Source organism: Lysinibacillus irui, assembly GCF_028877475.1.
Lineage (GTDB): Bacteria > Bacillota > Bacilli > Bacillales_A > Planococcaceae > Lysinibacillus > Lysinibacillus irui.
The window spans coordinates 1,874,101-1,896,098 of sequence record NZ_CP113527.1 but is presented as its reverse complement, the minus strand read 5'-3'; the positions used below and the strand labels follow the sequence as shown (position 1 = coordinate 1,896,098).

Annotated in this window: 26 protein-coding genes; 6 read left to right on the top strand and 20 right to left on the bottom strand. The window is 39.9% G+C overall.

Going from position 1 to position 21,998, the window contains the following annotated elements:
• Positions 1-146: 146 nt before the first annotated feature.
• The 3 genes from OU989_RS09310 to OU989_RS09300 form a co-directional block, all read right to left on the bottom strand.
• Entirely contained in the window at positions 147-323 is a 177-nt protein-coding gene (locus OU989_RS09310) for a hypothetical protein (protein WP_274796862.1), read from the bottom strand.
• A 14-nt stretch (positions 324-337) separates the two neighbouring features.
• On the bottom strand, positions 338-958 hold the full coding sequence (locus OU989_RS09305) for an NAD(P)-dependent oxidoreductase (protein WP_274796861.1): 621 nt from the start codon (positions 956-958) through the stop codon (positions 338-340).
• 93 nt (positions 959-1,051) lie between these two features.
• The gene (locus tag OU989_RS09300; protein ID WP_274796860.1) at positions 1,052-1,435 is read right to left on the bottom strand and encodes a hypothetical protein; all 384 of its coding nucleotides are present in this window, start codon (positions 1,433-1,435) and stop codon (positions 1,052-1,054) included.
• Between the two features lie 235 nt (positions 1,436-1,670).
• Here OU989_RS09300 and OU989_RS09295 point away from each other — a divergent pair, with 235 nt between their 5' ends.
• Complete coding sequence (locus OU989_RS09295; RefSeq protein ID WP_274796859.1) at positions 1,671-2,135, top strand: hypothetical protein; 465 nt, start codon at positions 1,671-1,673, stop codon at positions 2,133-2,135.
• 108 nt (positions 2,136-2,243) lie between these two features.
• Here OU989_RS09295 and OU989_RS09290 read toward each other — a convergent pair whose 3' ends face one another.
• On the bottom strand, positions 2,244-2,543 hold the full coding sequence (locus OU989_RS09290) for a GPW/gp25 family protein (protein ID WP_274796858.1): 300 nt from the start codon (positions 2,541-2,543) through the stop codon (positions 2,244-2,246).
• A gap of 154 nt (positions 2,544-2,697) precedes the next feature.
• On the bottom strand, positions 2,698-2,898 hold the full coding sequence (locus OU989_RS09285) for a hypothetical protein (RefSeq protein WP_274796857.1): 201 nt from the start codon (positions 2,896-2,898) through the stop codon (positions 2,698-2,700).
• A 77-nt stretch (positions 2,899-2,975) separates the two neighbouring features.
• Here OU989_RS09285 and OU989_RS09280 point away from each other — a divergent pair, with 77 nt between their 5' ends.
• Positions 2,976-3,248 (top strand): transposase, encoded by a 273-nt coding sequence (locus OU989_RS09280; protein ID WP_274796856.1) that lies wholly within the window; start codon positions 2,976-2,978, stop codon positions 3,246-3,248.
• Positions 3,249-3,251: 3 nt separating this feature from the next.
• Here the strand turns inward: OU989_RS09280 and OU989_RS09275 are convergent, their stop codons facing one another.
• Genes OU989_RS09275 through OU989_RS09265 form a run of 3 tightly spaced genes read right to left on the bottom strand, consistent with a single transcriptional unit; the run spans position 3,252 to position 5,125 of the window.
• On the bottom strand, positions 3,252-3,935 hold the full coding sequence (locus tag OU989_RS09275; RefSeq protein ID WP_274796855.1) for a YwqG family protein: 684 nt from the start codon (positions 3,933-3,935) through the stop codon (positions 3,252-3,254).
• Positions 3,925-4,500: a DNA-3-methyladenine glycosylase I gene (locus OU989_RS09270; protein WP_274796854.1), complete on the bottom strand. Its 576-nt coding sequence runs from the start codon at positions 4,498-4,500 to the stop codon at positions 3,925-3,927. Before OU989_RS09270 ends, OU989_RS09275 begins: the two co-directional genes overlap by 11 nt.
• 28 nt (positions 4,501-4,528) lie before the next feature.
• Positions 4,529-5,125 carry a class I SAM-dependent methyltransferase gene (locus OU989_RS09265; RefSeq protein ID WP_274796853.1) on the bottom strand — a complete coding sequence of 199 codons (597 nt, stop codon included), beginning with the start codon at positions 5,123-5,125 and terminating at the stop codon, positions 4,529-4,531.
• A gap of 128 nt (positions 5,126-5,253) precedes the next feature.
• Here OU989_RS09265 and aac(6') point away from each other — a divergent pair, with 128 nt between their 5' ends.
• Positions 5,254-5,688 carry an aminoglycoside 6'-N-acetyltransferase gene (gene aac(6') / locus OU989_RS09260; protein ID WP_274796852.1) on the top strand — a complete coding sequence of 145 codons (435 nt, stop codon included), beginning with the start codon at positions 5,254-5,256 and terminating at the stop codon, positions 5,686-5,688.
• A gap of 50 nt (positions 5,689-5,738) precedes the next feature.
• Here the strand turns inward: aac(6') and OU989_RS09255 are convergent, their stop codons facing one another.
• From OU989_RS09255 to OU989_RS09220, 8 genes are all read right to left on the bottom strand, one after another.
• Positions 5,739-5,930 carry a hypothetical protein gene (locus OU989_RS09255; RefSeq protein WP_274796851.1) on the bottom strand — a complete coding sequence of 64 codons (192 nt, stop codon included), beginning with the start codon at positions 5,928-5,930 and terminating at the stop codon, positions 5,739-5,741.
• 456 nt (positions 5,931-6,386) lie between these two features.
• Positions 6,387-7,943: a right-handed parallel beta-helix repeat-containing protein gene (locus tag OU989_RS09250; RefSeq protein WP_274796850.1), complete on the bottom strand. Its 1,557-nt coding sequence runs from the start codon at positions 7,941-7,943 to the stop codon at positions 6,387-6,389.
• A gap of 210 nt (positions 7,944-8,153) precedes the next feature.
• On the bottom strand, positions 8,154-9,107 hold the full coding sequence (locus OU989_RS09245; RefSeq protein WP_274796849.1) for a hypothetical protein: 954 nt from the start codon (positions 9,105-9,107) through the stop codon (positions 8,154-8,156).
• A 71-nt stretch (positions 9,108-9,178) separates the two neighbouring features.
• The gene (locus tag OU989_RS09240; RefSeq protein WP_274796848.1) at positions 9,179-10,861 is read right to left on the bottom strand and encodes a methyl-accepting chemotaxis protein; all 1,683 of its coding nucleotides are present in this window, start codon (positions 10,859-10,861) and stop codon (positions 9,179-9,181) included.
• Positions 10,862-11,022: 161 nt separating this feature from the next.
• Positions 11,023-11,460 carry a hypothetical protein gene (locus tag OU989_RS09235; protein ID WP_274796847.1) on the bottom strand — a complete coding sequence of 146 codons (438 nt, stop codon included), beginning with the start codon at positions 11,458-11,460 and terminating at the stop codon, positions 11,023-11,025.
• A 4-nt stretch (positions 11,461-11,464) separates the two neighbouring features.
• Positions 11,465-13,084, bottom strand: coding sequence for a YndJ family protein (locus tag OU989_RS09230; RefSeq protein WP_274796846.1), 1,620 nt, complete (start codon positions 13,082-13,084; stop codon positions 11,465-11,467).
• On the bottom strand, positions 13,053-13,664 hold the full coding sequence (locus OU989_RS09225; protein WP_274796845.1) for a DUF4166 domain-containing protein: 612 nt from the start codon (positions 13,662-13,664) through the stop codon (positions 13,053-13,055). The genes OU989_RS09230 and OU989_RS09225 overlap by 32 nt, the downstream gene beginning before the upstream one ends.
• 5 nt (positions 13,665-13,669) lie before the next feature.
• Positions 13,670-14,563 carry a DoxX-like family protein gene (locus OU989_RS09220; protein WP_274796844.1) on the bottom strand — a complete coding sequence of 298 codons (894 nt, stop codon included), beginning with the start codon at positions 14,561-14,563 and terminating at the stop codon, positions 13,670-13,672.
• Positions 14,564-14,679: 116 nt separating this feature from the next.
• Between OU989_RS09220 and OU989_RS09215 the strand changes: the two genes are divergently transcribed.
• The 3 genes from OU989_RS09215 to OU989_RS09205 are packed head-to-tail and all read left to right on the top strand — an operon-like array spanning position 14,680 to position 18,546.
• A complete protein-coding gene (locus OU989_RS09215; RefSeq protein ID WP_319023460.1) occupies positions 14,680-15,294 on the top strand; it encodes a sigma-70 family RNA polymerase sigma factor in 615 nt (204 codons plus the stop codon).
• Between the two features lie 52 nt (positions 15,295-15,346).
• Positions 15,347-16,075 carry an ABC transporter ATP-binding protein gene (locus OU989_RS09210; protein ID WP_404809738.1) on the top strand — a complete coding sequence of 243 codons (729 nt, stop codon included), beginning with the start codon at positions 15,347-15,349 and terminating at the stop codon, positions 16,073-16,075.
• Complete coding sequence (locus tag OU989_RS09205) at positions 16,075-18,546, top strand: ABC transporter permease (protein WP_274796842.1); 2,472 nt, start codon at positions 16,075-16,077, stop codon at positions 18,544-18,546. The genes OU989_RS09210 and OU989_RS09205 overlap by 1 nt, the downstream gene beginning before the upstream one ends.
• Before the next feature lie 76 nt (positions 18,547-18,622).
• Here OU989_RS09205 and OU989_RS09200 read toward each other — a convergent pair whose 3' ends face one another.
• The 4 genes from OU989_RS09200 to OU989_RS09185 all read right to left on the bottom strand — a co-directional run bounded on the left by OU989_RS09200 (position 18,623) and on the right by OU989_RS09185 (position 21,946).
• Positions 18,623-19,147 carry a hypothetical protein gene (locus OU989_RS09200; RefSeq protein WP_274796841.1) on the bottom strand — a complete coding sequence of 175 codons (525 nt, stop codon included), beginning with the start codon at positions 19,145-19,147 and terminating at the stop codon, positions 18,623-18,625.
• A gap of 136 nt (positions 19,148-19,283) precedes the next feature.
• Positions 19,284-19,775: a GNAT family N-acetyltransferase gene (locus tag OU989_RS23700; RefSeq protein WP_274796840.1), complete on the bottom strand. Its 492-nt coding sequence runs from the start codon at positions 19,773-19,775 to the stop codon at positions 19,284-19,286.
• Between the two features lie 306 nt (positions 19,776-20,081).
• A complete protein-coding gene (locus OU989_RS09190; RefSeq protein ID WP_274796839.1) occupies positions 20,082-21,023 on the bottom strand; it encodes a VOC family protein in 942 nt (313 codons plus the stop codon).
• 170 nt (positions 21,024-21,193) lie between these two features.
• The gene (locus OU989_RS09185; RefSeq protein WP_274796838.1) at positions 21,194-21,946 is read right to left on the bottom strand and encodes an alpha/beta hydrolase; all 753 of its coding nucleotides are present in this window, start codon (positions 21,944-21,946) and stop codon (positions 21,194-21,196) included.
• Positions 21,947-21,998: the final 52 nt, after the last annotated feature.

Genomic DNA, 21,998 nt, shown 5'->3' with positions numbered 1-21,998 from the left:
GATATATTCAATATAAAGTATAGCAAACCTTCTATAAAAAGGAAAATATACATATATTTTTTCATACTTTTCGTCCACTTTGGCAATCTAAATTTCAGAACACTGTCATCACATTAAATCATTCGACCTATATCCAAGTAAAAAGGCTATTGTTTACCAAATTTCGCGATTTTTTTGAGATAAAATGTACCAACGAACACAATCACTATTCCATAGACTTTTAGCATGATATTTCTAATAGGTGCATCATCAATGGTTGTACAGAGAAAGGCAAGTCCAACAAGAGTAATCATCATCCCAATAATAGAATGAATCACTTTCATTTCCTTCGCCCCTCTTAGTATGCAATCCCAACGCGCGTTTTTAGAAATTCCTGACTAAAAATTTGCTTGTAGGCAAAGTCCGCTGTATCTGCAACCGAAATTTGTGTGCCCTCTTCAGGCAAAAAATCTCGCTCTACCCGATAGCTCCCGGTCAAAGCGCCATCAGGCAAATAGGTAGGACAAACGATGGTCCAATCCAATTCCGATTGCTGTAATTGTTCAAAAACACGTTGATGCTCCTGAGCCGCAAAGGTAGATTTTCGTTTTGATTCCGTCGATTGATAACGATAAATAGACGGGGTTACTCGACTTTGTAAGATTCCTGCAGTTCCTATCGTAATGATTCGTTTGACTTGTTGCTGTGTCATAACCTTTAAAATCAACGGTAAACTAGTAGATAATGTATCGCTTCCATCCGTGTTTAACGCGCTCACAACGACATCCACATTGGCCATCGCTCGCTCCACATCCTGCTTGTGTAAAACATTTCCTTGGATGATATGCAGATGTTGATTGTCCAGCTGTAATTTATTAGGATCACGAACCAATGCTGTCACAGTATGTTGATCCTGTATGGCTCGTGCAACAATATGACGACCTACACGCCCACTAGCACCTAACACTAACATATTCATTTGTCTCACCTCCCTGTCATTATAGCACGCCATTATATGTTAAAAGGGTTTTGACCTTCACAGGAGGTTGGACAAACTACACCGTCCTAATTCTTATTTCTCTAGCAACTCAACATTGACAATAAATAGATGCAAATTATTCTTTTTAGCCAGCTCGTCGATAATAGATTGAATTTCACTCTCTGTACTGATATCAATCTCTTCCCCATCATGTAATTGAATCGTAATGACTTGATGATCAGGAGAATCTATTAAATAACCAACTGTACTATCAGGAGAATAACCAGCCTCTCGTATTGCTTGTAACACCTTTTTTGTAAAATTAGTAGCCTGTAATTTTTCGCCAAATTCTACTGCATAAGGAGATGAGTTAACGGGGCTCGTGGTTGAAGTTACAGGCTTCTTTTCTTCTATTAGAAACGGGATTACCACCATCAGACATATAAATAAACAGAAGATTTGAAGTAAGCTCTTCATTCATTCACTCCATTTCTCCACGAAATTAAAAGGCGGAATTCTAGTAAATTGTAGCCCTGAAGCTGTTATTTTTATTACTCATTTAAATAGTTAGTTCTCTCATTGTTTTTCAAAAAATAATTTTAATCTGTTTCAGGGGGCAAATTACTAAGGTGTAATGTTTATTACTTCATAGATTATGAATGTAAAGGTTAGCGCTACCCTTACTAAAACTAACAAAAAGGGAGATTAAAAGATGCAAGATAGTAGATTTAATCATTATATGAATTGGAATAAAAAGAAAGAAAAATCCTGCGAACACAATGTAAAATGCAATTGTCATGTAGAAAAGAAATGTGAAGAAAAGCAGGACAAATGTAAGTGTGAGCATAAGTGGGAACGAAAACATGAGAAATGTAAATGTGAGTGGGAACATAAGGAAGATAAATGCCCTTGTAAAAAAGAGGAGAAATGTTGTTGCGAAGAAGAGCAAGATCACCGCTGTAAAGGCTGTATCTGTCATCAATTAAGATGCTTATCTACTGGCGCTTTTGTTGACGTTATTTTAGCAGGTGGGGGTAGCTTCACTGGTGTTTATTTCGTTAGCTTAGATCCTAAAACTTGCTGTGCTACGTTCTTTGAGGTAGAGAATGCTGCAGCGTCCCCACTCATTATTGATTGCCAACAAATTGTTGCGATTAGAAGCGCAAATCCTGCGTAATAGAAGCTTTTGATACCAGTTCATATACTATAAATCGTATAACTACTCGCACATTTTATCTTCTGCCAGGTTCTAGTCATCGCACCTGGCAGAATTAGATTTTGATTTTTATTCATTCACAATCACTTTAACAATAGGCTCTAGTTTCCCTATATTCACATCGCCAAGATAATCAACGTCCACTACGACAGCTCGTGGCTCAAATCGTTGGATACATTCTATGAGGCGTTTTGTGTTTATTTTCTTCATACGTTGGAAGGGTTTACGAATATCAGACCTTGTCACATATTCTCGAAGCGGACAAGGGATCGTAAACGTCGATAAAATAAAGGCTACATTTTGTAAAATACTTTCTACTCCTGTAGCTTTCCCATTAACATTACTTAAAGCCGTTACTTGATGTGTCATTCTATCAACCTTTCTTCGTTCATACCGATCTGTTTGTTCTTTGGAAAAAGAGCACTTTGTTATTTATGCGAACTAATCATCATTTATGATTGGTTAGTTTTTATGTACCCAAAGTTATTTTTATTCAAACAAGTTGATAGTTTGACATGCAAGCTTAGCGAATAATGGCATAATAAATGACATACAACCAGCTAAAGCAGCCATGGATGATTGCCCAAATAATAGAATGATTGACACTCCATGAAATCGTAATCGCCAAAACCGAACCAAAGCCAATACCATTTTTAACGACCGTTTTATGCTCCACTTTTTTCACCCTCTTTACTCTTTTCACCCCTCCATCTTGCCACCTCAACGCTTTTCCCTCCTAACGTGATCTTTTGTTTATGCACAAGCAAACAAGGGCAACCTACAAGAAAAGGATGTGATAGGATGACCATCTCCATGCTGGCTGTCCTTATTGTAATACCATGCTTCATGGTTTATCTTCAGCAAAAATGGACTAGCTTTCACCATTCTCTCAACATTTTAGCGGTTATTGCCGCTACCTCTATTACGCAAATTATTCTTGAGGATGCGGTCTTTATGACAACAATTCACGCTGTTTTCTTACACCCCATTTTCCTCATCACAGGTGCTTATCTCGGGTTAGATGTTATTTATCAACTAATCAATTTTACAATTCAAGAAAGAGTGAGACCCTAACTTTTAGTAGAAATCGCAATAAACGTGCCAAGACCTTGTTGTTTCATGATAGAAAAAATAAAAATTGCCGTTATCCACAATGTTCAGCTGTGCCTTGGCATCTGAGGCAATTTGAAGGACAAATGGAGAACCCTCTCCAAAATCAATGCCACTTTGGCAAAAGGTTGGGTAGCCACCGATTTTATGAAGCGGATACAGTTCTTCAACGATATCATCAAAATAATCCAGCGTTCCTTCCTGCTCCAAGGTCAAAATCTTCTCCTCCAATTGAGCAGGCATACCCCCACCATCCCATAGTGGATAGTCATTCGTGATAAGCTTTGGCATTAGCGGGAAGGCTCGTAGTTGATCATGCTGCCATTCACGTTTTACCAAGCCTTCCAATGTTGTGTACGCTCTAATATCAAAATAAGGACGAAGATCATCCTCATTTAAATGGTCGTATACGTGGTCATGGACAAATATAGTTAGTAATTGAAAGGATTTGAGTGCTGTAGGTACATATGGTAGGTCTTGAAGAAAGAATGTAGCAAGTGGCTGATAGCCGGATGGTTGCTGCTCCTCTGGGAAAGACCAACCTACATACCCTATCCAGCTTTCCATCAAATGATGTGTAGGTCGAACGCCACCCGTTTGAAAAACCGTAGCGGGCCTTGCCAGTTGAGCCCTAATTTCTTCAATTGTCATGTGCTAACTCCTGTTGTCGGCAGCAGCAATCCATTATATGATCATTCACCATACCCACTGCCTGCATAAAGGAATAACAAATGGTACTACCAACAAATTTGAAGCCATCCTTCTTCAATTGCTTGCTCATACGATCACTACTATCTGTCGTCACGGGGACTTCTGAAATAGAAGCCCATTCATTGATGAGGGGCTTATGATCAACAAATCCCCAAATATAATTAGAGAATGAACCATGTTTTTCTTGAATTTGCAAATATGCCTTGGCATTCGTTACAACGCTCGCTATTTTTAATTTATTGCGCACAATTCGCGTATCTTGCTGTAAGTCCTGCAGCTTGTCCTCTGTATAAAGGATAATTTTTTCCACATCAAATCCATCAAACGCCTCGCGGTAGCCTTCACGCTTTTGTAAAATTGTCCACCAGCTTAGCCCTGCCTGTGCCCCCTCTAAACAAAGCATCTCAAATAAATGCCGATCATCATAGACTGGTACACCCCATTCCTTGTCATGGTATTCCACATACAACGGCTCATCAAGCTTGACCCAATCACATCTTTTCATTTTTTGATCCTCCATTTTTATGTATAGATTACTTAATGGCTGTAATACAGAGCCATCCTTTACTCGATTTTTCCGTAACATAGACTGTTTGAAAACCGGTACGTTCTAATAATTCCTTCATGGTAGCTGGTGTTTGATAAGCTTCCATATGGTAGTTCATTTTGTAAAGCTCTGCGATGATAATCAATTTCCCTCCGCTTTTTAGCACACGCCATACTTCCGTAACGTCCTGCTCTAACGATGGCCAAAAATAATGTGTTTGAAAGGCAGTGATGGCATCAAAAAATTGGTCCTCGTATGGAATACTCGATACACTTGCCTCCTTGACAATAACCGTGCCATTTTTGACTTGTGCTTCATTCATTTTAATCGATTCCTTTACGGCTTGTGAGGAGATATCGATACCATAGATTATACCATTTGGATTCAATTTTGATAAAATTTGGAGTGTTTTTCCTCCACCACACCCTATATCCAACACACGATCTCCATCATTAATAGCCCCTTGTCTAATAAACCATGCATTCATACCTCGATGCGTGATATTCATAATCCGTAGCATCCAGGAGCCGATCCATCCATTTGGTGTTTTCGCCTGTTCAATCAACCTTTGTAAGAGTGACATTCATAGGTACCCCCTCTGTAGATCCTGATGTTACAATAAGCATAACATCAAGAGCTCTTATTACTTTGTACGTGCTAAAATTCATTTCGTTTCATTTTTTACCATAAAACAACAAGGAGAGGTTCCAGATGATACAACAAGCGAAACAACAGGACGCGCTAGCAGCAGCTACATTGGCCTTATTGCTTTGGCCGAATCATACGATCGAGGAATTTACAGAAGAAATGGAAAAGCTACTAACGGAAGATAGCGCAGCTATTTTTCTCGCATACGACCATGACAACGCAATTGGATTTGCCCAATGTCAATTACGAACGGATTATGTAGAGGGTACCGATTCTAGTCCAGTTGGCTATCTTGAAGGACTTTTCGTTAAGGAGGGGTATCGACAGCAAGGCTATGCAAGACAACTGGTCGAACGTTGTGAACAGTGGGCCAAGGAGAAAGGCTGTTTAGAATTTGCCAGCGACTGTGAAATGCACAACGAAGAAAGTTTACAGGTCCATCTGCAGCTAGGCTTTACGGAAGCTAATCGTATCATTTGCTTCACGAAAAAATTATAAAATAAAAAAACACAAGTGTCTTACGTGGCACTTGTGTTTTTACACATTATTTAATTTAGATATGTATTGTTGGAAATAGTTCGTTCGCGCTCTTCTATAATTAATTGAATCATTAATACCAGTTGTTGTTCGATTCGCATATTGTTTAGATGTAAGATATCAGCAATCACATTTTTTTGCTTTTCTGCTAATTCAATCTCCTCTAACAGTAACATAATTTCTTCTTTTGTCAGCCCAAACATCTCATCTCACCCCAATATCTCTCTCAATTTATTATTGTAAAATTATGACACACATTTCGCAATTAACGTATTATTATCTTAACCTATGAACCATTTTTACTAATTATAGGCTAATCCAGGGAAAATAATCAATCTATTCTCCATCATTACTTAATAATTTTTTTACATTTAATAAAAATTTTATTATTTTATTCATAACTTACATACGGGACTGTAGCATTTTTCGAATGATATTTCAAAAGATTGCCTTAACTGCTGTAAAGACATCTATACCATTATAAAAACAAACTGTCATTTTGTCGAATCTTAGCACTATTTAGTAAATTTAAAAGGAGATATAATTGCGCAAACATATTCCTATACCCACTTTTTGTGAGAATGAAACTTATACTCATTTATGCATAAAAAAAGTAATTTCAAAATTGAAACTACTTATCTTATGTGTATAATCGGCTTTTAAATTATTTTCTTAATATCATGTTTCAGTATTTCTTTCATCTCCCCATTTAACGACATGCTCTCAATACGAGTGACCTTGGATGCTGTATCCTTCTGCCATGACGCGCAATGCACATGCCCTTGAATAAATATTTGACTATTCTCCTGTACTACAGCTGGTGCTTTAACGGTACTAATATCTGTATGGCGCATCTCCATTAATGATTTATTGGACAAGGCTAAAAACGGACGAGCTGCCCCATCCACCGTACAATGTTCAATACGCCCCATCGATTGATCCGACCAAATCATAGCATAGGGACTTTCTTGACCATCTTTAAAATAGCTGTTTGCTACTTCGAAAATAGCATCAATGCAAGTAATCCCATTTCCTATCATTTGTTCAAACGTGCAATGCTGTGTAAACAAACGAGCATTATTAATGTAGACATGGTGACTTGTCAGCTCTCGAATGATGGTATGCTGCATCATAATTTTGGCATGGTCATTACCATAGATGCCACCCGATTGACCAAATTGAATAGTGGATTGCTGGAGCTGAAGTCCACTGGCATCGACAATAATATGAAATTGCTGATGGTTTTGAATTTGACATTCAACCATCGAAACATCCGCTTCGTCCACAATTGTGACACCAACAGCCATACCATTTCTCACCTGACATTTGCGAAGCTCCACCTTACTATTTTCGATGAAAACCTGTGCCTTCACATGTCTAGAAAATTGGCAATCATAAAACTTAGCTTCCGTCTTCTCGCCAAGAAAAACCCCATGACCTTGACCGTCTGAAAATATTGAATCAGATACCATTAACTCACTGCGGTGTACGACCATGTTCGAGTCGAGGTGTTCCTTAATTTCACAGCCATCCATCCTAAAAGTCGTGCTATCAAATAGTTGAACACCTACCCCCTGCCCCTGATGAACGAGGCAATTGGTCATCGAAATCTCACTAGACGCTGCAATCAGTTGTGCCTTTTCATGCCCATGAATTTCACAATCCTCCAACGTCATCTTGACATGTCGAATCGCAAAAATTCCATGCTTCTTCCCTTCTAGCAACATACAATTAGCCAAGGTAAGCTCACAGTTTTGCGCAATCACCTGTGCCTTCACATGATGCTCAAAGGTCGTGTCAACAAGAATAACACTTGAACCATTCGCCACACGCAAACCGAAATGATTAAGCGGTGTAGCAAGAACAGCACAATTTTTCATCAATAAACTACCATAGCTCACCATAATCTGTGTCCGAATTAACTGCTCCTCAATAATACAGTTTTCTAGCTGTACATCACCCTTCACATACAGCCCCTGGCCTTGTCGAAACCTTAAATTTCGCATATCCACATGGGTTTGATAGCGAATAAACACGCCACCCTTGATCGTCACATTGCCAACCCCATATAGCGTCAGGCGCTTGCCAATATCCAAGCTCTCCTCATAAATACCATCCCGTATTTCAATCATATCCCCCGGCGCAGCCTCTTCAATGGCCTGCCCGATACTTTGATAACGATGCATAATACTCCGCTTCACCACAAGTACTGCCATTTACACACTCCTCAACAAAAAAATGATCGTACCCTATTTATATACCGAACAGGCTTAAGGTTATTCAATTTTGAGTAAAATTGCTGGAATATGCATGAGTTTACAGTGAAATGTTTGAAGATTTTATGAATGGGTGTGTGTTTAGAAGGTCTCTATAAAAAAACCAACAATGATCCTTTTTCAGATCATTGCTGGTTGCATGAAATTATTTTATTTTTTTCGCTTTACAAAAACAAAGGCAAAAATGGCTGCTATGACTACTAGGATCGCAACCATCCACATCGTGCTTGCGTTGGATGTTGTGTCATCTGTAGCAGTTTGTTGTTCCCTTGGTGTTGCGTCTGCTGACTTTACTTCTTTTGCGTCTTCATTTGCTACTTGTGAGGAGCTGATTTGCACATATTGAAGTGTGGCTGTATTGGTTGGGGCTGCTTCGTGCTCTTGGCTGTCTCCGTGACCATCCGCATGCTCACCATGCCCTTCCTCCTGTCCACCGTCGTGACCATGATGGTGATCGCCAGCTGTTGTAAAGATAGAGCGTTCAAGTTGCTGACCTACCCAGCTTTTGGCATCTGTTGAATCAGCATAGATACGAGGATGTCCTGACAGCATATATGTTTTACCGTCAATCGTGATCCCAGTTTCGTCCCCTGTTACGACATCTTCAATGGTACCAGTTGGACCTTCTGCAAAGCCGCCCATTTGAATGAGCGTATGCCCACCCATGTCAAATGTAAGATGCTCTGTTAAAAACGCAATGTACTCATCTTTCGTCATCGTTGCATCAGGATTTGCTAGCTCTAATTTATGATGAAAAAGTGCTGTATTGATTTCCTTGTACGTAATGTCTCCTTCTAACGAAGACACGTAATCCTCTTGTTGTGCTGCTTGTGCCAGCTCATCCACTGTTGCTCCCTCTAATCCAAAGAAGCCACCTACCCAGCCTGCAAAATCCTTGCGTGATAAGTTGTCTGTTGGGTTTAAGGCCATATCTTTGCCATTGTACCCAAGTAGCCCAATACTATGTAATACCATAATGTCCTGAATATTTTCTGCTGTTTCAGGCACGTCTGTAAATAGTGTACTTTTATCCATCGTATGGGCGTAGGCAACAGGTGCCATGAATAAAGTACTCATGAGTAATAAAAGTAAATATTTTCTCAATATGATTCCACCTTCCAATTCCATAGTATACAGATGAAATGTGATGGAAGTTTGAAATTCAACGTTAATTTTTATAGCTTAAATTGACGAATCAGGGCATTTAATTGTTCGGCCATTTCCGCTAAATGCTCTGCACTATGTTTAATTTCGTCCATGGAGCTTGCGGTTTGTTCAATTGTAGCCGATGTTTCCTGAATACCTGCTGCTGATTGTTCGGAGACGGCAGCAATTTCATCCACCGATTTATTAATCGTGGCAGTATTGTGAACAACCTCTTCTAAGCTAGATGACATGTCATCAATGTTTAACGCAATAGCATCGATTGCGTCTGCAATTCGAGAAAATGTGGTATTCGTTTTAGCAATTTGCGTTGCCCCTTTTTCAACTTCCTCATAGCCTTGCTCTAGCGAGAAAGTTACTGTATGTGATTCTTCCTGAATTTTTCTTACAATAGCTGTAATATCATCTACTGAAAAAGCTACCTGCTCGGCCAATTTTCGAACCTCATCGGCCACCACAGCAAAGCCTTTGCCATGCTCCCCAGCTCTGGCCGCCTCAATCGCCGCATTCAGTGCTAGTAAATTCGTTTGGGCTGCAATATTTTGAATGATTGCTACAAGTTGAGAGATTTCTTGTGCTTGATTACTTAAACCTTCTACTTGTTTTACCGCACCCTTCACCATATGCTGGATTTCTTCCATTTGCTTTGTGGAAGTCGACATTAAGTCTCTACCTTCTGTTGATAAAGTTTTAACGTTCTGTGAATACTGTTGAACGTCTTTACTGCTGGCATGAACAGTTGATACTTTGCCAATAAAATCGTTCATGGAGGAAGCGACATCTGAAGCATTACTTGCCTGTAGCTCTGTACCACTCGCAATTTCTGTAACAGTATCAACAATTTGTTCTGTGCCTGTCTTTACCTCTGACGTTGATTGCAATAGCTCCTCACTATGTGCAGCCACATCATGGGAGACCGTTTGAATATGCTTCAATAGACGATTCAAAATATCAGACATCGTATTCGTTGCTTCCATTAGCTGTCCAACCTCATCCTTTGATTGAATTGTTAAAGGAGGGTGACTCAAATCTCCATTTGTTATTCGTCGCATACGCTCGGTTAATGTAATAATGGGTCTCGAAATACCACGAGCACTTAAGAGTTCAATCATCACTGCTAGAAGGACAATAACAATACCTACGATAATAGCGATTAGTTGTTCATTTTCACCAGCGGAAACGATATCGGTGCTTACCTCATTAATGGCTTGCTTCCGTTGCTCTGCTAAGCCTTCATAGCCCTCACGAATAGTCGTTGCTGTCTCATCCATTTTCGTTAAGTTTTCAATGGCGAGTTCGGTATTCCCTTGGTCATATATGGCAAATACTTCTTGTTCAATATAACGATTCCACTCTTTGGCCATCTCCATAAACTTACCGAAATCGCCGGTGGTTGTTAAGGCTAATCGTTTTTCCTCATTTTTAGCTTCTCGTGCTACATTGTCATGGAAAATCGTTTTATATTTTTCATTACCAGACAATACATAGCCTCTTGCCGCAGCTATTCTTAAATCGATGGTTTGTGCTTGCTCGTAGTCGATCATTAATAATTGTAATTCATTTTGAACGATTTGTTCTGTTGCATTGTTGCTTTGTGTGATGGCATAGTAATTGTACACAATGTAGCCGATCATGATGGCGATTACCACACTAAAGGAAAAAACAATGCGTCTACTGATTGTTTTGAACTTCATCTGCAAAAACTCCTTATTTTCCAAATCTATTCCATAAGTAGTAATTTACCACTTAATAAAAAAGATTGGTGTCTTTGGGAATTTTTACTAGATATCCAGATATAACTTCGTCAATATCATGTTTTTTATAGCTACTTTTTTCTTATCTAGGGTGTACTGCATTAATCCCAAGCATTAAACATAACGTCTCCAATCGTTTGGCTATTGAAGTAAGAAATGTATTTCCATTCGGTAGCAGATAAGTGATGCAATGCTTGATCCTTTGAAAGTAATGTATTGAGGGTAGCCGCTTCCAAGCATTTGCGCATGGGAAAATATTTGTGTAGTCCGGCCTTTGAAAGAAAAGTAAAGCTAAGCTCCTCATCATGCATTGCAAAGGCAATATACGGCATGAAGCGATGATGAAGAATCGTCAGCATCTCCCTATCTATTTCTACAACTGCCTGCATATAAACTAAGTGCGGTTGATCAATAAATTCCGATACCTTCACCTGTTTTTCACTCGTAGCTAAATGATACACCATTGACTGAAACATGCGCATATCCTGCTCGATTAAATGCTCTGCATCAAAGCCTGAAATACCTTTCGTTAAACGCACCCAATCACTCCTTTTGATATGTTCCTATAAGGACCTTCTCTTTGTGACCGGAAATCCCCTGCCTAGTCTGCTGATTTTTTTGGATATGGTAGTCAATATGTAAAAAAGGTATACCAAATAGTGTCATCTTATGTACTGCTGTAAGTGTCTGATCATTTACTGCAGCAATTCGAAAATGCTCCTGTAATGGTAGCTTCATCACATAGTTCCCTATCGCCAAATAAATCCCCGCATCTTCTCCCTGTTGACTTGTTAGGTGTAGCTGACCTTGTTCTTCGTAGGCATACAGGATGCCGACCATTGTTGAAAATGGTAGTGGTAACGCTATATTCATATAGGTTATTTGATTACTTGTGTGCCTCGAATAAATCGCGACAAAAACAGTTTGCTGCTTGATTGTCCGAATCCATGCACGCGGAGATTGACGGCTATCTTGTTCTTCATCGACCTTAACAATTCTTCCCGTCATCTCTATTTGTTGATTGGAAAAAGGCAAATTGAGTTGTTGTAGCAAACGACTCATACCTTGATAAAGAAAGGCGAAAGGCTTAAACCATGTTTTCCACTGGACAGTTGCCAACAAACGATAGCTAGTCGTTTGCTCATAGAAATCAGAAATGACCGGGTGTAGCTTCGTTGTATCCACAAAATCTTGTAGAGCATCAACCAAGCCTGGGTGTGGTTGATGTTCATGACGTAGTTTGCCGCGGATTTGGCTCACTGGAAAATTGAAGGTGCGCTGATTTGTTGCTGGCACAGCGATTGCCCATGCGACTACCCCTATTCCCCCAAAGAAAAGACCATTCATGACACCGTGAAAGCGTAGCATCTCTGGTATTCCGACATAATAAGTCCCGCTTAAACGGCTGTAAACATACAAACAGGAACCTATAATCGTTAGACACAGTGCCCCGTAAGAAATCCGTAGCAATATACCTTGTCCTAGCAGCAGCTTTGTTTTGAACGTCAGGACAAACAAACCATAGATGGCAAGGATATAAAGGACTACGGCTATAATTTCAATGATGATTGAAAAGGTAATGCCAATCGCCACAAGGAGCGGACCAGCCAGCAAAATAAACACAATGACACGATACCAGCTACTATCATGTAAGCGTCCAAAAAGCCCGACAGAAAGGGGTAATAAACAGGCTGAATAATGAAAATGGATGGCTGTTAACCATGTTATTAAGGATGAAAAGCCGGTATTTATATTTGCCGTAAAGGCAAAAAACCAGAAGCCACCCAGAGCAAGATATATTAGCCCCATATCAATTGAAAACTCAGCACAATTGGTGAACCCTCGTTGCAAGAACCGTTTCACGCCCTTTATCGCAATATAAAAGGTATACAGTAAATATAAAAAGGCCAGCGCGATAGCATATAGACCATCTGTCCAAAAATGTAACAGCGTGACGACTAGCATCATCCCGACGATGATAATCTTCCCTACAGATTGAAAGTCAACGACCATCATGACCATTGCAGGTACAAAAATAAGCTGGGCCACTGTCAATAACCATGAATATTGTGGTTGCTCACCAAACGACAAGCAAATCGCCGTTAGGGTAATCCCAAGTAATAAAATAAGGCTACATTGATTGTTGCGTAAATTCACCAGCATACATCATGAGCCTCCCTATTAATGGATTATGGATCGAAACATAAATGGTAAAGACATTTTTCGATTCATCATAGCCCTCCTCTACAATGACGCGACCTTCTAGTAGTTGCGGTATCGGACATTCGAGTTTGGATAGAACAAAGCGCTGTTTGCCTGAGCGAATAACTAACGTTCCCTCTTTCGTCACGGCAAAGTGCAAGTCTGAATAAAAAAGGGCAGGCTTACCTAAATAATCTCTAACGATTGTTCTAGTAGGATCAATGGTCATCCTTGCATCAAAATGTCTTGTTTTATGTGGAAAATAAAAGGTTCGCTCCCACAACACTTCTAATTCGCCATTTGGCAAAGCATGACAGGTATTGGCGATGGTGAATGGTATTTGCTCCCCTGACTCTGGAAACAAAAATCGAGTGTTCGCTGCTACGGTATAAAATGGACGCAGCCATTTGGCACCTGATTTTATTTGGTACATTACGCCCTGTGCAAAAAATGGCTCATTTACTTGTAATGCATAGCGTTGCTGTAGCATCGGATGAAGTCTAGCAAAATCATCTCCTAATAAAGTCTGATAAATGGTCATACCTATCACCCTCGCTTTCTCTTACAGTTTTTTGCACTCGGTAAATTCTTACTTAAGACAAATCCAATAATGGACAATATCCATAAGGAGAGATTAAAGGTCACGGGATTAAATGGTGCTATGATACTTGTTGGATCGGCAACGATGGCAGCTAGCGTCAATATCGGAAAAAAGATGATTTGTAAGCCAAATAATCGACGCTTTCCTCGTGGATAAAGCCAACACAGACCCAAGAGGATTTCAGCTACGCCTATCCACACGACCATTTGCTCTGCACTTTTCATAAAGGGAGCCGTCATCATAATTTCCTGAGGATGTACAGCTAAAATTTTTGGTACAAGTCCGTGATAGATCCATATAAAACTAAAAAGAACGCTCATCAGCATTGTTAAAAAAAATCGTCTATACTGAGCAGTAGCATTTTCTCGTGTTTCTAGCCATCTTTTTAAAACATCAAAGCTAAGAGCAGTAGCCCATCCTATTAATGGTCGAAAAAATAGATCCATGAAGACGCCAAGCTTGCCATAGCGCGTCACATAATCATACTGCGTTAAAAACGTTAGACCACAATCATTCGGAATATACTGCCAAAAGCCTTTCCCCTCTGCGATAGGTGAAATTTTTTGTGGTGTACCAAAATGGAGGGAGGATGTTTTCGTGCCATTTTCCTTCTGATGCTCCCCTTTACTTTCTCCCCAGCCACTTACTTGTAAGCCTGGCATGAGCTTCGTTACATAGGTAAAACGCTGTGGTTCCTCTGGGGCTTTTTTAGGTATATATGTAATCGAGGTAAAACGTAAATCCCACTGTTCATGCAATGTCGGGTTTTGCGTATAGGTCCACGCATCCTCTATAGAAGCTTGGATTTCGACTTCAACATAAATAGGCTTCCGCTTCATACGTTCACTCCTTCTCTTTATCAAGCTAATGTTATTATAGCAGTAAATTGATAGTCTACTATAAATTGGGTATGATTCGTACAATCATAAATATTTTTTCGAAAGAAAGAAAAAACTTGAATCGAAATGTCGACTTGCTGAGTCTAATAGTCGAAAAGGAGGCGATTTTCATTACAACAACGCAACATTCACTTGTAGTCCTAGCGCAAAATGGCGATGAACAAGCATTTTATCAGCTGATTGAGCGAGAGCAGCACAAGCTTTATCGTATGGCCTATGTCTACGTACAAAATGAAAACGACGCCGTAGAAGTTTTTCAGCAGACGATTATCCGAGCCTATGAAGGTTTACCGCAATTAAAGGAGCCTTACTATTTTGCCACTTGGCTAACTCGCATTATGATTAATTGCTGTAAAACCTATATTGCTAAGAAAAAAACAATGGAGCTTGTCGAACCACATACATTAGAGGATTTGAACAGTACCTCCCCTACATATATCGAGGAAGAGCTGGATTTATGGCAGGCCCTTTGCCAGCTTGAAGAAAAGTATAAAACAGTGTTATTACTACGATTTTATCAAGACTACTCGGTCAAGGATATTGCGGCGATATTGCAATGTCCTGAAGGCACTGTGAAAACACATATTCGCCGTGGTTTACAGGCAATACGACAACAATTAAAGGGGGCATATCTTGATGAATGGGTTCAATCCGTTGAAGGAAGTCATTAATGCGATCCCCATCCCAGAAGGCCGTTTAACAGAGGTCTTACGTGTGGAAGGGATGTCTAAAATTTATCAGCAAAAGCATCATACTGTCGATGCTTTAAAAAATATCCATTGTACGATTTATCAAGGAGAAATGGTGGCGATTATGGGCACTAGCGGCTCTGGTAAAAGTACCCTACTGAATATGATCAGTGCCCTTGATGAACCGACAGACGGGGCATTATTTTTATTTGGTAAGGAAGCACGTGATATTTACAAGGAGCCAAAAGCTTCTCAATTCCGTAAAGAAAACATCGGCTTTATCTTCCAATCGTTTCACCTATTAAAAGATTTATCAGTGGAGGATAATATCGCACTCCCGCTCATTTTAAATGATGTTCCGAGTAAAGAGATCAAGGTGCGTGTCCAGCAAATGATGGAAAAATTACATATTGCCGCATGGGCAAAGCATCGACCACATGAGCTCTCGGGTGGACAAAAGCAACGTGTTGCCATTGCTCGGGCAATTATCGCGAATCCTCCTATTTTATTGGCAGATGAACCTACAGGGGCGTTGGATGTGAACACAACAGATGAAATCTTAGAGCTGCTCGTTGATTTACAAAAAAATAGCCAACAAACGATTTTACTTGTTACGCATGACCCATATGTCGCTACGTATGCCAATCGTGTGCTGTTCTTCCATGATGGAGCTATTGTAGATTCCTACCAAAATCAGCAAAGTGAAGAGGATTTAGATTGTATTTTAACGAAATTCAAGCAAATTACTAGGGGTGATCGATAATGTTTACGATGCGTACCATTGCCCTGAAGCTTTTTCGTGCTGCATGGGCGAATGTTCTAACGAGTATTAGTATTATTACGATCTCGATTTGCCTTGTGATGACAATGAGCGTTTACATTTGGAATGCCAACAGCCAAATGAAGGCAGACATACAAGCACTCTACGGAGATATGGATTTAATGGTCGGCTATAACCCCGATCAACAACAACTGTTAACGACACAGCAAATCGAGGATTTTTCAGCACTCCCAGGCGTCACGCAAATATCCAGTGTATCGATAGCTCAGACAACGGTGGAGCAAGAAAAGAACACCACTTTTTATACGGTTGGCGTTGAAAATGACGACTTAGTCAAAAGTCGATACCATTTTGCCGTAAATCTTGGTCTGAACGATGCCGTACTTTCTGAAAATGTTGCGCGTATTTTCAAGAAGAGCGTTGGGGACTCCATTGAAATTCAATCGAAAAATTTTGTGGTCCAAGAAATTTTACCAACGATGAAGGGCACTGATAGCCCAAATATTATTTTGCTGCCAAATACTATTGTAAAAACTTGGATGAACAATAGTCAGCCGCAAACTGTTGGAATGTTTGCCCTTATTAAAACAAAAGATGACCTTGCTAAGGCAATTGGTACAGAGTTGAAGCAACTTGATACAACATTGCGGGTTGATATCATGAGTGATGATGATCTGTTTAAACAAAATTTTCAGAGCCTAATGGTTTTTATGGTTGTGCTATCCGTCTTTATTTTACTTATTTCAAGCGTCTTGTTGCTGTCCACATTCCAGCTATTATTCTATAAAATCAAGGAACAGCTGATGATTTTGCGCGCGCTCGGGGCATCTGTGAAACAAGTTAGGCGTATTGTTAAGCTCCAATTATCACTGATTATTAGCTTTGGCGTTTTGCTGGGGACAACGATGAGCTTACTCGTGATTAAAATCTGGCTACCACAATTAATTCACGTCTTACATTTACCAGATGCAAGAACAGAGCTTCCGATTGTATTTGTCCTATTAATTGCAGTTGTAAGCTTCTTCATCCTGCAGATCATGACACAATGGCAGGTAGCTAAAAGTTCCAGATTACTGCCATTACAAATCGCCACAGACAACGAAGATTTGGGACTTCAATGGACAAAGTGGAAAACGATTATGGTCAGTGTTTTAGCTGTGATTGCTAGTTTATTGTTACTACAAGCCAATTTAACTGGAACAGGAAGCAATCAAGGTGCTTTATTTATTTTAATGGGTACGCTACTTGTTTGTGGGATAATCCTTTTAGTAATCCCTTACCTGTTTACCGCTGTTCTCCAAATGGCCCTAAAGCCCATTCGGAAGGTACTTGGCAAGGAAGCCTTTTTAGCCTGTCAGCAGCTCATGCCACAAGTGCGCAAAAATATGCCGATTGTGCTCAGTATTATAGGCTTAATGGTCATTTTAACTTTCGGCAGTTCGTTAATGAAAACCTTGCAGCACAATGACCTTGCCTTCACAGAATCACAATACGAAACAGCAGTCAAAATTCAAAACGAATTAAACGATCCCTCTCTTACACCAGCAGTTATAGAGGAAATGGAAGCATTGCCTAGCGTGCAATATGCCTATGCACAAAGTAATAATGCATACATTGCCCTGAAGCTCGGTCAAGAGTGGCTACCAGAAAACTATACAACGATTGATATAAAGAAATATGTACAAATAGAAAAGCTACCCAAAATCGAGGGCAATTTGCAGGATGGTCTCCTCGTAACAAAGAGCTTTGCCCAACGTCACAAGCTAATGCTTGGCGATCATATCACGGTTGGAACCTATAATTTTGAGGCACAGCAGGATATGCCTACAGGTGAATTACAGATCATCGGAATAGTCGATGCACCTATTCACCATGCTGATTTAATCGTTGATTGGTCATCGTTCCTTACATCTCAAGATCAAACAATCATCGAAGACATCATGGTTGAAACTGCTCATACGCAACAAACCATAGCGGACCTCGCCTTTTTAGAAGAACGCTGGCCTGCCTTGAAATTTACGGACAAAGCAACGATGATTGAGCAATCCAACGAAATGTTCCTGCAACGCTGGAGCCTATTTGTGGGCGTCTTTATTATTTTAATTGTCGCTACCTGCCTCGGCGTGATTCAAACACTGCTTCATACCATTTATTCAAAACGTGGAGATTATGCGATTCAACGACTCATTGGCCTATCACCCAACGGATTAATGAAGCTCATCTTGACACAAGTCCTATCATTCGTGCTATATGGTCTAACTATTGGCACGTTTATAGGCTTAATTCTAACAAGAATGCTAGCCTTTATCGACGACGGCTCCCCCATGTCCTATGACCTCTTAACAATAGGCATCACCAGCATCACTCTATTAAGTGCCACACTCATAGTGTTTGCTCTACAAGGCTATTGGATTAGCCGCCAAAAACTAGCCAATGAAATAGTAGACATATAAGAAACAACAGCCCCCTCAAATTAAGGAGGGGGCTGTTGTTCGCTTTGGAGCGGAGGTGGCCTCGGGTTGAGCGGTTTTACTCTACTTGCGAGCGGAGTGACCATGGATTGAGCGGTTTCAGTCCACTTTGGAGCGGCTTTACTCTCCTTTCGAGCGGAAATGACCCCGGATTGAGCGCTTTCCGTCCACTTTCGAGCGGTTTTACTCTCCTTTCGAGCGGTGTTGACCATAGATTGAGCGCTTTCCGTCCACTTTGGAGCGGAGTGACCCGGGATTGAGCGCTTTCAATCCACTTTGGAGCGCTTTTACTCTCGGGTTGAGCGAGCGGAAATGACCCCGGATTGAGCGCTTTCCGTCCACTATGGAGCGGGGCTGCACTTTCTTTGATCACTTTCACCACACTTTGGAACGGGGCTGCACGTTCTTTGATCACTTCAACCACACTTTGGAGCGGCGTTGCACCTTCTTTGATCACTTTCACTACACTTTTGAGCGGGGCTGCACTTTCTTTGATCACTTCTACTACACTTTTGAGCGGCGTTGCACCTTCTTTGATCACTTCCACTACACTTTTGAGCGGCGTTGCACCTTCTTTGATCACTTTCACTCACTCTCGAGTGACATTTTCTTCATATATTGAGCATCGTCCCTCACTGTGGCATTTTCATCTCCAAATCGAACGCATTCTCCCATAAAAAAATGCACTCCAGAGTATCTTTGGAGTGCAAAACAATCTATTATCCTAATAATTCTTGATATTCAGGATGTTTTTCGAATTCGGCTTTGGCGAAAGGACATAGAGGGATGACTTGTAAGTTTTCTTTTTTCGCATAGTCGACTGCGGCTTTGACTAATTGCTGGCCGACATTTTGTCCTCTTAGATGTTCGGAAACATGTGTATGATCAAGGATGATTCGACTCTCTCCGACACGCACAAAATGAACCTCTGCTTCGCTTTCTTCTTCGTTCCCAATATAGAATGATTGGCTACCTTGTTTAATTTCCAAAACGTGTTCTCCCTCTTTTCGTTTATATTTTAGTGCACCGCTTGGACAGCGATTGATAACTTCTTCTACTTTTGCGACTTCTGCTTGATCTGCTTTGATCCAAGGTTTCGCTTTGACATTGAATACCTCTGGTAAGCCTTTTACACATTCAGCTGCATGCTGACACATATCTTTATCAAAATAAACAGTTATTTTTTCTCCTTCATATGCACGATACCCCATATGTTTGCCCCCTCGTTTTATCTTCTTAGTTGCAACTCTATTATAATCTATTTATAAAGTGCATAACTATCTCTTTTTTTTAGCGGTATATAATGCTTGAATCAAAGTTTTCACATTATCTTCGTCTTTCGGAAAAGTAGAAATCCTAATATTTGTAATAACTCACCATTCATAGTGGCTAATTGGATAAGACTCTTTCAATTTAACATGGAGTCGCAATAATCATAGCCAATTGTAAAAATGGTATTATTCGTATTGTTCAAAACTAGTTCCAGCAGCTGCCCATCCATCTCTACCATATACTTGTTAGTCAATCGGTGTTAATTTCTCTTCAATTTCACGTCGGCGGCCTTCCAAAAATGGTGGTAAATCTAAGTCTTTGCCCAAATCTTCAACAGTCGTATCCACTGTAAAGCCTGGTCCATCTGTTGCAAGTTCAAATATAATTCCGTGTGATTCCTTCATATAAATACTAGAGAAATAATAGCGATCCGCTTTTTTTATGATGCTAAAGCCAAAATCTTTAATTTTTTGTTCCCATTGTTCTAGCTCTTCCTTATTTTTCACACGAATGGCTAAATGGTGAACACTTCCTCTTCCAGGCTTTTCTTTAGGACCATCCTGTTCTACGACGACAATTTGACCTTGTAACTGACCTTCTTCAGCCTGAAAAACAGCTTGGGATGTTGATCGTGTTAGCTCTGTATAGCCAAACAGTTGGACCAAAGTTTGTTCAGCCTCTGCTAATGAGCTAACTGTTAATTCCACTGGCCCCATTCCTAAAATTTGATGCGCCATCTCAACAGGTGAATCTCCCCACTTTGTCCATTCTTGTGGAATTTGCTTATCTTGATTATTTAAAAATACAAGGCGTAGACCATCCGGATCTGCAAAGTGAATCGCGTCCGTTTCACCGTATTTTGTTAAGCCACTGTGCTCAATCGCAAATTCATTTAAGCGATTTTCCCAATAGAGTAAGCTATCGTAAGAAGGAACAAGTAAACCAATTCTCGTGATGGCATCTGTCCCACGATGTGTACGACCTGCGTGCGATAATTCAAAAAATGTGAGGCCTGTCCCTGGGCTACCTGTTAAATCACCGTAAAATAGATGATACATACTTGGGTCGTCTTGATTGACGGTCTTCTTCACTCGACGAAGCCCTAAAATTTGATGATAAAATTGATGATTTTCCTGTGCATTTTTTGTAATCATTGAAATATGATGGTGTCCTGTGATTGTTAGCATGTAAAATCTCTCCCTGTACTTCATGTTGATTCCCTATAGGGTTTGTCAAAACGTCAAAACCATTCTTGTTATTTGCCTCGAATTCGAGATATACTTTAAAATTATCTCGAATTAAAATATCTTTAATTCGAGATAATAATATCATGATTTTGAGTGGTAGTCAATACTCTCTATTGGGTAAGATTCCCATTATTCATCCGTAAAAATTCCATCATTTCCTTCATAATGTCCTCTTGATCTCGACCTAAAGTCATTAAATGTTTGGAGTTTGCAAAGCCCTTTAGTTTCTTTTTAGAGGATTGGACTTGCTGATAAATTGTTTCAGCGCTTTGGGCGTATACATCTTCATCTCGTTCACCATAGAAGATAGCGATTGGGATTGTAATTTTATTGAGATGTAGCATTGTATCTTTGATAAAATGTTGGAATGCAATAAAAGAATCTAACGGCATGTTCGTAAATGGCTCGATTTCGTTAGAAATTTGAAGTGCTGATTTGCCCTCTATATTTTTATAATTATAAGCATAGTCCATGATTCTTTGCTTTAGTTGTTCGGGTTCCTTCTCAACCGGTACAGATAAAACGATGATTTGTTCGAGCTGTTCTAATTGTGCAAGCTTCAACGTGAAAATACCTCCAATGGAGATACCGATAACAGAAATCTTTTGATAGCCTTCATCGAGTAAAAACTGATAGGCATTCATGACATCTTGCCACCAGTCGTTTACATTATATTGTAATAATTGTTCTGGTGCATTGCCATGTCCACGGTATAGCGGGGCATAGCATGTATAACCCTCTTCATGTAGCTTAGCAGCAACCTTCTTCATATCTCTTGTATGACTTGTAAAGGAATGTAATAGCAATAGGGCATGCTCATTTCCTTGTAAGTAAATTTCTTTAGCTGGAAGTATGTTTACCATAGTCTAAGCACCTTTCCTTGATCGATTAAAAATATTGAATGACATGTCTCAC